The sequence below is a fragment of the Pseudomonas sp. P7548 genome (assembly GCF_013386585.1).
In the GTDB taxonomy this organism is placed as follows: Bacteria; Pseudomonadota; Gammaproteobacteria; order Pseudomonadales; family Pseudomonadaceae; genus Aquipseudomonas.
Map to the genome: position 1 here is coordinate 19,110 of NZ_JACARO010000022.1, position 13,151 is coordinate 32,260.

Annotated in this window: 10 protein-coding genes and 4 tRNA genes; 6 read left to right on the forward strand and 8 right to left on the reverse strand. The window is 60.7% G+C overall.

The features are described from left to right. Window positions 1-93: 93 nt before the first annotated feature. The 6 genes from clpP to HX803_RS12115 all read right to left on the reverse strand — a co-directional run bounded on the left by clpP (window position 94) and on the right by HX803_RS12115 (window position 3,220). Window positions 94-729, reverse strand: a complete 636-nt coding sequence (gene clpP, locus HX803_RS12090; protein ID WP_017129550.1) for an ATP-dependent Clp endopeptidase proteolytic subunit ClpP — start codon at window positions 727-729, stop codon at window positions 94-96. Window positions 730-820: 91 nt separating this feature from the next. Then, entirely contained in the window at window positions 821-2,131 is a 1,311-nt protein-coding gene (tig, locus tag HX803_RS12095) for a trigger factor (RefSeq protein WP_178920845.1), read from the reverse strand. Window positions 2,132-2,742: 611 nt separating this feature from the next. Beyond that, window positions 2,743-2,818, reverse strand: a tRNA-His gene (locus tag HX803_RS12100). Between the two features lie 76 nt (window positions 2,819-2,894). Further along, a tRNA-Leu gene (locus HX803_RS12105) sits at window positions 2,895-2,979 on the reverse strand. A gap of 56 nt (window positions 2,980-3,035) precedes the next feature. Then, window positions 3,036-3,111, reverse strand: a tRNA-His gene (locus HX803_RS12110). 32 nt (window positions 3,112-3,143) lie between these two features. Then, window positions 3,144-3,220, reverse strand: a tRNA-Arg gene (locus HX803_RS12115). Between the two features lie 275 nt (window positions 3,221-3,495). Between HX803_RS12115 and folD the strand changes: the two genes are divergently transcribed. Both folD and pbpG read left to right on the forward strand, forming a co-directional pair. Beyond that, the gene (gene folD, locus HX803_RS12120; RefSeq protein ID WP_178920847.1) at window positions 3,496-4,350 is read left to right on the forward strand and encodes a bifunctional methylenetetrahydrofolate dehydrogenase/methenyltetrahydrofolate cyclohydrolase FolD; all 855 of its coding nucleotides are present in this window, start codon (window positions 3,496-3,498) and stop codon (window positions 4,348-4,350) included. A gap of 208 nt (window positions 4,351-4,558) precedes the next feature. Beyond that, entirely contained in the window at window positions 4,559-5,482 is a 924-nt protein-coding gene (pbpG, locus tag HX803_RS12125) for a D-alanyl-D-alanine endopeptidase (protein WP_178920849.1), read from the forward strand. Between the two features lie 144 nt (window positions 5,483-5,626). Here the strand turns inward: pbpG and HX803_RS12130 are convergent, their stop codons facing one another. Continuing rightward, entirely contained in the window at window positions 5,627-6,289 is a 663-nt protein-coding gene (locus tag HX803_RS12130; RefSeq protein ID WP_178920851.1) for a peptidase C39 family protein, read from the reverse strand. A gap of 211 nt (window positions 6,290-6,500) precedes the next feature. Here HX803_RS12130 and HX803_RS12135 point away from each other — a divergent pair, with 211 nt between their 5' ends. Then, window positions 6,501-6,662 carry a hypothetical protein gene (locus HX803_RS12135; protein ID WP_178920853.1) on the forward strand — a complete coding sequence of 54 codons (162 nt, stop codon included), beginning with the start codon at window positions 6,501-6,503 and terminating at the stop codon, window positions 6,660-6,662. Here the strand turns inward: HX803_RS12135 and HX803_RS12140 are convergent. Then, a complete protein-coding gene (locus tag HX803_RS12140; RefSeq protein ID WP_178920856.1) occupies window positions 6,659-7,069 on the reverse strand; it encodes a hypothetical protein in 411 nt (136 codons plus the stop codon). The two genes, HX803_RS12135 and HX803_RS12140, sit on opposite strands and share 4 nt — an antisense overlap. Before the next feature lie 226 nt (window positions 7,070-7,295). Here HX803_RS12140 and HX803_RS12145 point away from each other — a divergent pair, with 226 nt between their 5' ends. The 3 genes from HX803_RS12145 to HX803_RS12155 are packed head-to-tail and all read left to right on the forward strand — an operon-like array spanning window position 7,296 to window position 13,078. After that, window positions 7,296-10,517: an efflux RND transporter permease subunit gene (locus tag HX803_RS12145; RefSeq protein ID WP_178920858.1), complete on the forward strand. Its 3,222-nt coding sequence runs from the start codon at window positions 7,296-7,298 to the stop codon at window positions 10,515-10,517. Further along, a complete protein-coding gene (locus tag HX803_RS12150) occupies window positions 10,507-11,676 on the forward strand; it encodes an efflux RND transporter periplasmic adaptor subunit (protein WP_178920860.1) in 1,170 nt (389 codons plus the stop codon). The genes HX803_RS12145 and HX803_RS12150 overlap by 11 nt, the downstream gene beginning before the upstream one ends. Then, a complete protein-coding gene (locus HX803_RS12155) occupies window positions 11,660-13,078 on the forward strand; it encodes an efflux transporter outer membrane subunit (protein WP_178920862.1) in 1,419 nt (472 codons plus the stop codon). Before HX803_RS12150 ends, HX803_RS12155 begins: the two co-directional genes overlap by 17 nt. The last annotated feature ends 73 nt before the right edge of the window (window positions 13,079-13,151 follow it).

Sequence of the window (13,151 nt, forward strand, 5' to 3'; positions counted from 1 at the left end):
TAGGCTTGCAACACAAGATGAAGGCTTATGCGGGCTTTTTCAAGCCCGCCAGTGGTCGGACACGCCGACCAGCCCTATTTTGAGCGGCTTATATTAAGCGGGGCGCTGGGTAATCACTTCATCGATCAGGCCGTATGCCTTGGCAGCTTCGGCACTCATGAAGTTGTCGCGATTGGTGTCGCGCTCGATTTCTTCCAGGGTGCGCCCGCTGTGCTTGGCCATCAATGTATTGAGGCGCTCGCGGATGAACAGGATTTCCTTGGCGTGGATCTCGATGTCCGACGCCTGCCCCTGGAAACCGCCCAGTGGCTGGTGAATCATCACGCGCGAGTTGGGCAGACAGAAACGCTTGCCTTCGGCACCTGCGGTCAGCAGGAATGCGCCCATGCTGCACGCCTGGCCGATGCAGGTGGTCGACACGTTCGGCTTGATGAACTGCATGGTGTCGTAGATCGACATGCCTGCAGTGACCGAACCGCCTGGGGAGTTGATGTAGAGATGGATGTCCTTGTCCGGGTTTTCGGCTTCAAGGAACAGCAGCTGCGCACAGATCAGGTTGGCCATGTAGTCCTCTACGGGGCCAACCAGAAAGATCACTCGCTCCTTGAGCAGGCGCGAGTAGATGTCGTAGGCGCGTTCGCCACGAGCGGACTGCTCTACAACCATCGGGACCAGGCCGCCAGCGGCCTGGATATCAGAGTTCTGCTGAATATAGGAATTACGGAACATGCTCTGCAGTTACTCCCAAATAGTCATGTCTTGAAAACGCATAAGCCAGCGCGAGGCTGGCTTATGGTTGAATTTCCAACGAGTTGGACAATCAGTCGGCTTGTGCTGCTTCCGCCGGTTTGACTGCTTCTTCGTAAGAGACCGCTTTATCGGTCACCTTAGCCTTCTGCAGAACAGTATCCACAACTTGTTCTTCCAGCACAACCGAACGTACTTCGTTCAGTTGCTGGTCGTTCTTGTAGTACCAAGCCACGACCTGCTCAGGCTCCTGATAGGCCGAAGCCATTTCCTGGATCATTTCGCGAACGCGATCTTCGTCAGGCTTGAGGTCGAATTGCTTGACCACTTCAGCCACGACCAGGCCCAGCACAACGCGGCGCTTGGCTTGCTCTTCGAACAGCTCGGCCGGCAGTTGGTCAGGCTTGATGTTGCCACCGAACTGCTGAACCGCTTGAACGCGCAGGCGATCCACTTCGTTGGACAGCAGGGCCTTAGGCACTTCGATCGGGTTGGCGGCCAGCAGACCGTCCATGACCTGGTTCTTGACCTTGGACTTGATGGCCTGGCGCAGCTCGCGCTCCATGTTCTTGCGAACTTCGGTGCGGAAGCCTTCGATACCGGTTTCCTTGATGCCGAATTGAGCGAAGAACTCTTCGTTCAGCTCAGGCAGCTTAGGCTCGGAAACGCTGTTGACGGTCACGGTGAACTCGGCGGCTTTGCCAGCCAGGTCCAGGTTCTGGTAGTCAGCTGGGAAAGTCAGGTTCAGAACGCGCTCTTCGCCGGCTTTGGCGCCAAGCAGGCCGTCTTCGAAGCCAGGGATCATGCGGTTGGAACCCAGCACCAGTTGAGTGCCCTTGGCGGAGCCGCCAGCGAATGCTTCGCCGTCAACCTTGCCAACGAAATCGATGTTCAGCTGGTCTTCGTTCTGGGCAGCACGGTCGGCCACTTCAAAACGGGTGTTCTGCTTGCGCAGGATTTCCAGCATGTTGTCCAGGTCCGAATCAGCTACGTCAGCGCTCAGGCGCTCTACGGCGATACCGTCGAAACCGGCAACTTCGAACTCTGGGAACACTTCGAATACGGCAACGTATTCCAGGTCCTTGCCAGCTTCCAGGGACTTAGGCTCGATCGAAGGCGAGCCAGCCGGGTTCAGCTTCTGCTCGACAACGGCTTCGTAGAAGGAAGCCTGGATCACGTCACCAATCGCTTCCTGGCGCGCATCGGCACCGAAACGGCGCTTGATTTCGGTCATTGGCACTTTGCCTGGACGGAAACCAGCGATCTTGGCCTTTTGGGCAGTCTGCTGCAGACGCTTGTTGACCGCAGTCTCAATACGCTCTGCCGGAACGGTGATGCTCAGGCGGCGCTCGATGGCAGTAGTATTTTCAACAGAAACTTGCATGGATATTCCTCGTTGCACAGACGTTAGCCGGCCGTTTCCGACCCCAGAATCAAGGGCATGCATTCTAGTGGGTCAAACTCAAGAAGTCACCCTACTGAAAACGGGTAGAAAAACAGCAGGCCATTTATAGGTTCAAGTGCACGCATGCACCTCATCCCGTTAGCAAATACAGCTCATCACGCCAGGGCTCTGCCTCAACCCTTCTATATATAGAAGAGCCTGGAAACACGCCCCTGGCCGCTGGACTTGCACGCAAGGCCAGCGGGTACGGCGGCAGCATCGAGACACACAAATACGACGAAGCGCCCTACCCTGAAAACTCGAAACACTTAAACAAAAACGGCACAGCCCCGTTTCCAGGTACTGTGCCGTCTTCGCTATTAAATAGCTGTACTGATCCGGAAATAGCCCTGAATCAGTTCCACACGCTCAAAACCGGCAACGATTCTAACGCCAAGGCATTGAGAATGCTTGTTTTTTTCTGGACGTCAATCACCACCTGACAGGAATCCAGGCCCATACAAGGACATTCCCACCTCTGTAAGCACGACAGAGCCTTTTCGGGACGCAAAAAAAAGCGCCAGATCATTGACCTGGCGCTTTTCCGAATATGGGGTGGACGATGGGGATCGAACCCACGACAACAGGAGTCACAATCCTGTGCTCTACCAACTGAGCTACGCCCACCATATTGCATCAACAAAGAACTCGAACAGCTTCCTTGTCTGGCCCTACCCTGCCCGAAGGCCAAGTAAAGCTTGATTGGTGCGGATGAAGAGACTCGAACTCTTACGCCTCGCGGCGCTGGAACCTAAATCCAGTGTGTCTACCAATTCCACCACATCCGCGCTTGAAGCTCTTAAAGCAAAGGCGCCAGATGTTTAATCTGGCGCCTTTCGAAATATGGGGTGGACGATGGGGATCGAACCCACGACAACAGGAGTCACAATCCTGTGCTCTACCAACTGAGCTACGCCCACCATATTGCGCTACTTGTGCCAAAGCTGCCTAATGGCGCACCCGGCAGGACTCGAACCTGCGACCATCCGCTTAGAAGGCGGATGCTCTATCCAGCTGAGCTACGGGCGCCTTATTAATCTGTACTCTTGGAGGATTACAAACTAAGTGCTTCCAGCCTTGCAGAACAACCATTCTGCTCGACCTTCTTAACCAGTGCTAGGCTGTGCCCGACAAGTGCGACGAATAGTATAGAGGGCCTGGAAACCCGTCAAATCTTTTTTGAAAAAAATTCATTTTATTTAAGGGGTTAGGGCAATTTGCTGACCAAGCGCCTTTGCCCTCACGTCCTGGCATGCGAGAATGCGCGCACTTTTCTTCCCCCTCTCGATGGTTAATCACGCGTAATGACTGCACAACTTATCGACGGCAAATCAATCGCCGCCAGCCTGCGCCAGCAGATCGCCAAACGCGTCACCGAGCGTAGCCAGCAAGGCCTGCGTACGCCCGGCCTCGCGGTGATCCTGGTCGGCAGCGATCCTGCCTCTCAGGTTTATGTCTCGCACAAGCGTAAAGACTGTGAAGAGGTCGGCTTTATCTCCAAGGCTTACGACTTGCCTTCCGAGACCACCCAACAGGCCCTCACCGACCTGATCGACGGCCTCAACGATGACCCGGCCATCGACGGCATCCTGCTGCAACTGCCGCTGCCCGAACACCTGGACGCCTCCAAGCTGCTGGAGCGCATTCGCCCCGACAAAGACGTGGACGGCTTCCACCCTTATAACGTCGGCCGCCTGGCCCAGCGTATCCCGCTGCTGCGCCCGTGCACCCCTAAAGGCATCATGACCTTGCTGGAAAGCACCGGTGTCGACCTCTACGGTCTCGACGCCGTCGTGGTCGGCGCCTCCAACATCGTCGGTCGCCCAATGGCCATGGAGCTGCTGCTGGCCGGCTGCACCGTGACCGTCACCCACCGCTTCACCAAGGACCTGGCGGGCCACGTCGGCCGCGCTGACCTGGTGGTCGTGGCCGCCGGCAAGCCGGGCCTGGTCAAGGGTGAGTGGATCAAGGAAGGCGCCATCGTGATCGACGTGGGCATCAACCGCCAGGAAGACGGCAAGCTGGTTGGCGACGTGGTGTACGAAACTGCCCTGCCCCGTGCCGGCTGGATCACGCCGGTACCCGGCGGCGTTGGCCCGATGACCCGTGCCTGCCTGCTGGAAAACACCCTGTATGCCGCAGAGACCCTGCACGGTTAATAACCAGGCGTACTGAAAAAGCCCTGCCTTATCGCAGGGCTTTTTATTGCCCGCAGGAAACCCTGTTTTTTCTTAGTTTTTAAGAACTTTCGTCCGGTTCTAGAAGAACATTCGACAGTTTCTGATCCATACTCCTAAAATGTAACGGCATTTATCAAAAACCCGTTCCCGAACGGTATTTCCTTACTTTTTTAGCGAGTTCATCCGCGTGAAAATTCGTCTCTCTCTCGTCAGCCTATTTTTTGCGTTTACAGGCACCTTTGCACACGCCGCCGAAACCACCCTGGCGCCGCGTGATACTTCCAAACTGCAAATCGCCTCCGGCAGCGCCATGCTCGTGGACCTGCAGACCAACAAGGTTATCTATTCCAGCAACCCGGATGTGGTGGTGCCCATCGCCTCGGTGAGCAAATTGATGACGGGCCTGGTGGTGCTGGACGCCAAGCAGAACATGGATGAGTACATCGACATCAACATCAAGGACACGCCGGAAATGAAAGGCGTGTTCTCCCGCGTGAAAATCGGCAGCGAAATGCCGCGCAAGGAAATGCTGCTGATCGCCCTGATGTCCTCGGAAAACCGCGCCGCCGCCAGCCTCGCCCACCACTACCCGGGCGGCTACCCGGCGTTTATCGCGGCGATGAACGCCAAGGCCAAGGCGCTGGGCATGACCAGCACCCACTACGTGGAGCCCACCGGCCTGTCGATCCACAACGTGTCCACCGCCCGCGACTTGAGCAAGCTGCTGGCCGCTGCGCGCCACTATCCGCTGTTGAGCCAGTTGAGCACCACCAAGGAAAAAACCGTGTCGTTCCGCAAACCCAACTACACCTTGGGTTTCTCCAACACCGACCACCTGATCAACCGCGCCAACTGGGACATCAAGCTGACCAAGACCGGTTTCACCAACCAGGCCGGCCACTGCCTGGTGCTGGTGACCAGCATGGGTAACCGCCCGGTGTCGTTGGTGATCCTGGATGCTTTCGGCAAGTTCACTCACTTCGCCGACGCTGGCCGCATCCGCAATTGGGTCGAGACTGGCAAGAGCGGCTCGGTGCCTGACGTAGCATTGCGCTACAAGGCCGACAAGAACCTGAAGAACCGTCCTAACGCTGCAGAAGTGCGCCGCTAAACCCGCTACCTCCCTGTGTGAACACGGGTTTATGTGGGAGCGGGCTTGCTCGCAAAGGCGGAGTGTCAGTCACCGAAAGTAGCGATTGATCCACCGCGTTCGCGAGCAAGCCCGCTCCCACAGGGGTTTGCGACGCTCTGTTGTTTACTTTTTCTCCGCCAACACCTTCAGCGCCTGCGCCGCCGCCTGCTCCTGCCCAGCCTGCGCCGTCGCATTGGCCGCATCACGCCAACGCTGTGCATCCACATTGGCCGGCAACTGGCTCGGGCGCTGGGTCAAGATCCCCCAGTTACCCGCACTCTTCCACGCCGATTCGAAGTCGCTGAAGCTCATCAACAGCCGCCGGTCCATGCCCGATCGCAGCAGCACGGTACTCTTCTGCTGGTTGAACCCCACCACCACGACGTAGCGCGTCCCCGACCAGAAGCTCGAATTGATCCGCGCCATCACCGGGTAACCCGCCGCCACCTGCGCCAGCACCGCCGTCAGCTTGGCATCCACCGGGTACACCATCAGCCCGTACTCGCGCGCCAGCACCTGCATGGTGCGCTCAAGGTTCGCCTCGCCGCCCGGCAAGTGCAGCGGTTTATCCAACAACCCCGGTGTCATGACAATGCCTTGTTGCGACAGCATGCTGGCTAAAGCCGAGGGGCCGCTCTGGTAAGCCTCGCTGCGAAAGGTCGGCACGCCATTGAGTTCGACACGCTCCGGCAGGCCCGCCAGTTTCGACGGCTGCCCGGAACAGGCGCCCAACCCCAGCGCGCAGGCCAGCAACAAGGATGTTTGAAGGTTCGACCGTAACCGCAATTTTCTACTCGCTTGATCAGCTTCCGGTAAGGGCCTTGATCATAGGGCGCCGAGCCACGCCGGTATAGCCCAAGGCCTTAGTAAAACACGCGGGATAGAGCAAAGAAGTTGGACGGACTCGACCATTGGTCAATAGCGGGCAACCGCCAGGTGACTAGACTGTCCATTGAGAAGACTGTGTGTGCCCCGCAGGGGGCGAAAGGAGGCCCGAATGAGCCTTGCAACAACGATTTTCCTATTGATCTGCGGTTGGCTGGCGGTTGCCGGCGCCATGTTGTGGGGGGTCATGCGCGTGACCCGTCGGCACCATCACCCCCACGTCAAACCGGCTGCACCGGCCCAGCCCCATAAGGCTGCGGTGCACCACGCCTAGCCAGGCATGCAACTGAAGTCCTGCGTCGCAGCCACTTCCTTGCCGTGCCCATCTTTGAGGGAGGCGCGCACGGTGGTGCCCAGGCTGGATTCCACCAGGGTGTAGTGCTCACCCGCCTTGAAATGCTTGTAGTCGACCCGACCCTGGCAGTCCTGCTGGTTGTCGTCGCCTGGCTCTTCTTCGAACAGTGTCACGTCCAGGCGATGCTCGCCCGGGGTCACTTCAAAAAAGCGCCCATCATCCACGCGCTTGCCATCCACGCGCTCGGCCATCAGGTCATTCGGTGCTTCTTCCTTCAAACCAATCCAGGCTTCGCTCGGGTCAGCCTTGGGAAGGGGGCCGGCGCAGGCCGACAACAACAGGACAGCACCCAGGGCAGGGATCAACAACAACGGTTTAAGTGACATGGCAGGGCTCCAAAAGGACATCGATAAACGCGGTGGACGGCACTCAACGGTGTCGCGTCCGATGGGTTACAAGCTTGAGGAGCCACCCTTTGTAGAACAAATGAATACATATGAAACGATCTTCAGCCCTTAACTAAATGTTCCTTCACCTCGCTGAAAGGCGCGTGTTAGGTGGGTCGGGCAAGACTGCCGGGGTTTGCAATCCTGCTCCAATGGAGGTTCACGCATGCTCGGGCTGGTAAAGACCGCACTGCAAAAGCCGTACACGTTTATCGTGTTGGCCATATTCATCTGCATCATCGGGCCGATGGCGGCCCTGCGAACCCCTACGGATGTTTTCCCCGATATCGGCATCCCCGTGGTCGCCGTGGTCTGGCAGTACAACGGCCTGTCGCCGGACGCCATGGCCGGTCGGGTGATCTACACCTACGAACGCTCCCTGAGCACCACCGTCAACGACATCGAACACATCGAATCGCAATCGCTGCCCGGCATGGGCATCGTCAAGATCTTCTTCCAACCCGGCGTGGATATCCGCACCGCCAACGCCCAAGTGACGGCCGTTTCACAAACCGTCCTCAAGCAGATGCCACCGGGCATCACGCCGCCGCTGATCCTCAACTACAGCGCCTCCACCGTGCCGATCCTGCAGATGGCGTTCTCCAGCCCCAGCCTGTCGGAAGCCAAGATCCGCGACCTGGTGCAGAACAACATCCGCCTGCCCCTGAGCGCCCTGCCCGGCCTCGCGATGCCCACGCCCATGGGCGGCAAGCAACGCCAGATCACCCTGGACCTCGACCCGCAGGCGCTCGCAGCCAAAGGCTTGTCGGCGCAGGACGTGGGCAACGCACTCGCGCTGCAGAACCAGATCATCCCGGTGGGCACCGCCAAACTCGGCCCCAACGAATACACGATCCTGCTCAACAACAGCCCCAAGGCCATCGATGAACTCAACGACCTGCCGATCAAGACCGTCGACGGTGCGCTGATCACCATCGGCCAGGTGGCCCACGTGCGTGACGGTTCGCCACCGCAGACCAACATCGTGCGCGTCGACGGCCACCGCGCCGTGCTGATGCCGGCGCTGAAAAACGGCAGCATCTCCACCCTGTCGATCATCGACGGCATCCGCCAGATGCTGCCGCGCATCAACGAAACCCTGCCGCCGTCGCTGAAGACCTCGCTGCTGGGTGACGCCTCGGTGTTCGTGAAAGAATCGGTCGGCAGCGTGGCCCAGGAAGGCATCATCGCCGCCCTGCTGACCAGTGCGATGATCCTGCTGTTCCTCGGCAGCTGGCGGTCGACGCTGATCATCGCCGCCTCGATTCCCCTGGCCGTGCTCTCGGCCATCGCCCTGCTGGCCGCCACCGGGCAAACCCTCAACGTCATGACCCTCGGCGGGTTGGCGCTGGCGGTGGGGATTCTGGTGGACGACGCCACGGTGACCATCGAAAACATCAACTGGCACCTGGAACAAGGCAAGGCGGTGAAAACCGCAATCCTCGACGGCGCCGCGCAGATCGTCGGCCCGGCGTTCGTCTCGCTGCTGTGCATCTGCATCGTGTTCGTGCCGATGTTCCTGCTGCAAGGCATCGCCGGCTACCTGTTCCGGCCGATGGCCCTGGCGGTGATCTTTGCCATGGCCAGCTCGTTCATCCTGTCGCGTACGCTGGTGCCAACCCTGGCGATGTTCCTGCTCAAGCCCCATGTGCCGGAGCAAGGGCCGGGGCATCACCCGGAAGATGAGTTCATCAACCATCACGAGGGCGAGCAGCACACCAAACCGCGCAACGCTGTGCTGCAAGCGGTGCTGAATTTCCAGCAGGGTTTCGAGCGCCACTTCTCGAATATCCGCGACACCTACCACGGCCTGCTGACCTTGGCGCTGGCCCACCGCAAGCGCTTTATCGTCGGGTTCCTGGGCTGCGTGCTTGCCTCGTTCCTGCTGCTGCCAAGCCTGGGGCAGGACTTCTTCCCAGCCACCGACGCCGGCGCCCTCGCCCTGCACGTGCGCCTGCCACTCGGCACGCGCATCGAAGAAAGCGCGGCCGCCTTCGACCGCATTGAAGCGCGGATCCGCGAAGTGATCCCGGCCGAAGAACTCGACACCATCGTCGACAACATCGGCATTCCCCTCAGCGGCATCGACATGGCCTACAGCAGCAGCGGCACCATCGGCCCGCAGGACGGCGACATCCAGGTCACCTTGAAAAAAGACCATGCACCGACTGCCGACTACGTGAAGAAACTGCGCGAAGCCCTGCCCGAAAGCTTCCCCGGCAGCCACTTCGCCTTCCTACCCGCCGACATCAGCAGCCAGATCCTCAACTTCGGCGCACCCGCCCCGCTGGACGTAAAAATCTCCGGGCGCAGCGATGAAGAAAACCGCGCCTACGCGGTGGAACTGGAGCGTCGCCTGCAACACGTACCGGGCATCGCCGACCTGCGCATCCAGCAGTCCACTGGCTACCCGTCACTGCAAGTGAACGTGGACCGCATGCGCGCCAATGGCCTGGGCATCACCGAGCGTGACGTGACCAACAGCATGGTCGCTTCCCTCGCCGGCAGCTCCCAAGTGGCACCGACCTTCTGGCTCAACCCGGCCAACGGCGTGTCGTACTCGATCGTCGCCGCCACCCCGCAATACCGCCTCGACAGCCTGCCGACCCTGGAAGCCTTGCCGGTGACCGGTGCCGATGGCCAGTCGCAGATCCTCGGCGGCGTGGCCACCATCTCGCGGGTGCAGAGCCCGGCGGTGGTGACCCACTACAACATCGAACCGACCCTGGACCTGTACGCCAACGTGCAAGGCCGTGACTTGGGCGGCGTCGCCCGCGACGTGCAAAAAGTGCTGGATGACACCGCCTCGATGCGCCCCAAAGGCGCAGTGATCAGCCTGCACGGGCAGATCGATGCGCTGCATGAAGCCTTCAGCGGCCTGAGCTTCGGCCTGCTCGGTGCGGTGGTGCTGATCTACCTGCTGATCGTGGTCAACTTCCAGTCCTGGGCCGACCCGTTTGTGATCATCACCGCACTGCCCGCTGCATTGGCTGGCATCGTGTGGATGCTGTTCCTCAGTGGTACATCGTTGTCAGTGCCGGCCCTCACCGGGGCCATCCTGTGCATGGGCGTGGCCACGGCCAACTCGATCCTGGTGGTGAGCTTCTGCCGTGAGCGCCTGGCCGAACACGGCGACGCACTGAAGGCTGCGATGGAAGCCGGCTATACGCGCTTTCGCCCGGTGTGCATGACCGCCCTGGCCATGATCATCGGCATGCTGCCACTGGCGATTTCCCAAGAACAAAACGCCCCCCTCGGCCGGGCGGTGATCGGTGGCTTGATCTTCGCCACCGTCGCCACCCTGCTGTTTGTTCCCGTGGTCTTCAGCCTGGTCCACGGGCGTCATCCTACTCGCGCTGTTGCTGGAGAAACTTCACATGTCGTCTGATCACAAACCCTCGCGCAAGCGTCTGATGCTCATGGGTGTCGGCGGCCTGACTCTGGCCGCCCTGTTGGTCGCCAACGGCCTGCACGCCCGCACGATGCACGAACAATCGGTGACCGCCTGGACGGAAACGGCCGCCATCCCCCAGGTGATGGTGTTCCAGCCCAAGCAAAATGCGGCCGGTGACACGCTGCGCTTGCCGGCGCACCTGGAAGCCTGGAGCAAGGCGCCGATCCACGCCCGGGTCAGCGGCTACCTCAAGGACTGGAAAGCCGACATCGGCACCCAGGTCAAAGCCGGGCAAGTCCTCGCCGAAATCGACAGCCCTGACCTGGACCAGCAACTGGCGCAAACCCACGCCCGGCTGATGCAGGAACAAGCCAATGCGCGCCTGGCACAAACCACCGCCACGCGCTGGCAAAACCTGTTGGCCAGCCATTCAGTGTCGCGCCAGGAGGCCGATGAAAAGACCTCCAACGCCGCCGCGGCCAAAGCCAATGCCGAAGCCGCCGCTGCCGACTACGCACGGTTGTCGGCACTGGAAAGCTACAAGACCATCCGCGCGCCATTCGCCGGCACCATCACCGCGCGCAACACCGATATCGGCCAGTTGATCAAGGCCGATACCGACAGCGACCCGGAGCTGTTCAACATCGCCGACACCCACCAACTGCGCCTGTACGTGCCGGTGCCGCAGAACTATGCAGCAGTGATCCACCCGGGCCTCGAAGCTGAGCTGACCGTGCCCGAGCACCCGGGCGAGCTCTTCAAGGCGCGCCTGATCGGCGACTCCACTGCCATCGACCGCCGCTCCGGCACCCTGCTCGCGCAGTTCGTGGCCGACAACCCCAACGGTGAGTTACTGCCCGGTGACTACGCCGAAGCCACCTTGCCGATCCCGGCCGACACCCATGGCGTGAGCATCCCGGCCAGCGCGCTGATCTTCCGCGCCCAAGGCACCCAAGTGGCGGTACTGGACGCGCAGAACCACGTGCACCTGCAAAACATCCACATCGGCCTCGACCTCGGCGAACGCCTGGTGATCGACCAGGGCCTCAAGCCCGCCGACCGCATCGTCGACAACCCGCCCGATGCCCTGCGCGAAGGTGACCCGGTGCAACTGGCCGATGCCGCAGGAGGTGCGCATGCGCCCAAGGCTTAAGCCCCTCGCGGCCCTGATGCTGCTGGCGCTGCAAGGCTGCTCGATGGCGCCCACCTACACGGTGCCAAGCGTGGACCTGCCCGCCGGCTATCGCGAACAGACCAGCGACGGCCCGTGGCACAGCGCGCAGCCGTCCGACCAGTTGGCACCCGAATGGTGGAAGCTCTACAACGACCCGCGCCTGAGCGCGTTGCAACAACAGCTGCTCAAAGCCAACCCCGACCTGGCCGCAGCGTTGGCGCACTTTGATGCGTCCCAGGCCTACGCCAGCCAGCTGCATGCCGGCTTGTTCCCGCAGCTCACCGCCAGCGCGCAACCCCTGCGCCAGCGGCAATCGGACACGCGACCGTTGCGTGGCAGCACGCAGCCGTCGGTGTACAACAGCAACACCGCCGGGTTTTCGTTGAGCTATGACCTGGACCTGTGGGGCAAAATCCGCAACCAGGTGGCAGCCGGTGATGCCCAGGCGCAAGCGTCTGGCGATGACCTGGCCGTGGCGCGTTTGAGCCTGCAGCATCAGTTGGCGACCTTGTACGTGCAGCTCAACGGCCTGGATGCCCAGGCGCGGATTCTCAACAGCTCACTGGACGATTTCAGCCAGGCATTGCAACTGACCCGCAGCCGCTACGAAGGCCAGATTGCCTCGGAGCTGGACCTGACCCGCGCGCAAAACCAGCTGGCCGAAGCCAAGGCTCAACTGGATGAAGTACGCGGCCAGCGCAACCTGACGGAGCATGCGATTGGCGAACTGGTGGGGGTAGCCGCCAGCACCTTCACGCTGCCGCCAAGCCAGCAATTAATCGCGTTGCCCGGCATTCCATCGCAGCTGCCGAGCCACCTGCTGCAACGGCGCCCGGACATTGCTGCGGCTGAACGCCGGGTGTTTGCCGCCAACGCCAACATCGGCGTGGCCAAGGCGGCGTGGTACCCGGATTTTAGTTTGACCGGGTTGATTGGTGGGCAGACGCAGGGGGTCGGCAACCTGTTTTCGGCGGGTAATCGTTATTGGGCGCTGGGGCCGTTGGTCAATTTGCCGATCTTCGATGGCGGCCGTTTGAGCGCTAATGAGCGCCAGGCCAAAGCCGAATTCGAAGAAGCTTCGGCGCAGTACCGCAGCCATGTGTTGAAAGCCATCCGCGAGGTGGAAGATAACCTGGCGCAACTGCGAGATCTGCAGCAGGAAGCCCAGGATGAACAAGCCGCGGCGGATGCGGCGCAGCACACCCAGGCGCTGGCGATGAACAGTTACCAGGCGGGGGCAGTGAGTTACCTGGATGTGGTGACCGCGCAGACGGCCGCGTTGCAGGCACAGCGCACGTTGCAAGCGGTGCAGACGCGGCAGTTGCAAGCCAGCGTCGGCTTAGTCACAGCGCTGGGCGGTGGCTGGCAACCCGGCGCCTGATCTAACGCCTTCGCGGGCAAGCCCGCTCCCACATTTGATCGGGTTCACACCGTTCAATGTGGGAGCTGGCTTG

Excerpts from the sequence above, each read along its gene's own strand:
- clpP (WP_017129550.1), bottom strand. The coding sequence starts at position 729 with ATGTTCCGTAATTCCTATATTCAGCAGAACTCTGATATCCAGGCCGCT.
- tig (WP_178920845.1), bottom strand. The coding sequence starts at position 2,131 with ATGCAAGTTTCTGTTGAAAATACTACTGCCATCGAGCGCCGCCTGAGC.
- folD (WP_178920847.1), top strand. The coding sequence starts at position 3,496 with ATGACTGCACAACTTATCGACGGCAAATCAATCGCCGCCAGCCTGCGC.
- HX803_RS12135 (WP_178920853.1), top strand. The coding sequence starts at position 6,501 with ATGAGCCTTGCAACAACGATTTTCCTATTGATCTGCGGTTGGCTGGCG.
- HX803_RS12140 (WP_178920856.1), bottom strand. The coding sequence starts at position 7,069 with ATGTCACTTAAACCGTTGTTGTTGATCCCTGCCCTGGGTGCTGTCCTG.
- HX803_RS12145 (WP_178920858.1), top strand. The coding sequence starts at position 7,296 with ATGCTCGGGCTGGTAAAGACCGCACTGCAAAAGCCGTACACGTTTATC.
- HX803_RS12150 (WP_178920860.1), top strand. The coding sequence starts at position 10,507 with ATGTCGTCTGATCACAAACCCTCGCGCAAGCGTCTGATGCTCATGGGT.
- HX803_RS12155 (WP_178920862.1), top strand. The coding sequence starts at position 11,660 with ATGCGCCCAAGGCTTAAGCCCCTCGCGGCCCTGATGCTGCTGGCGCTG.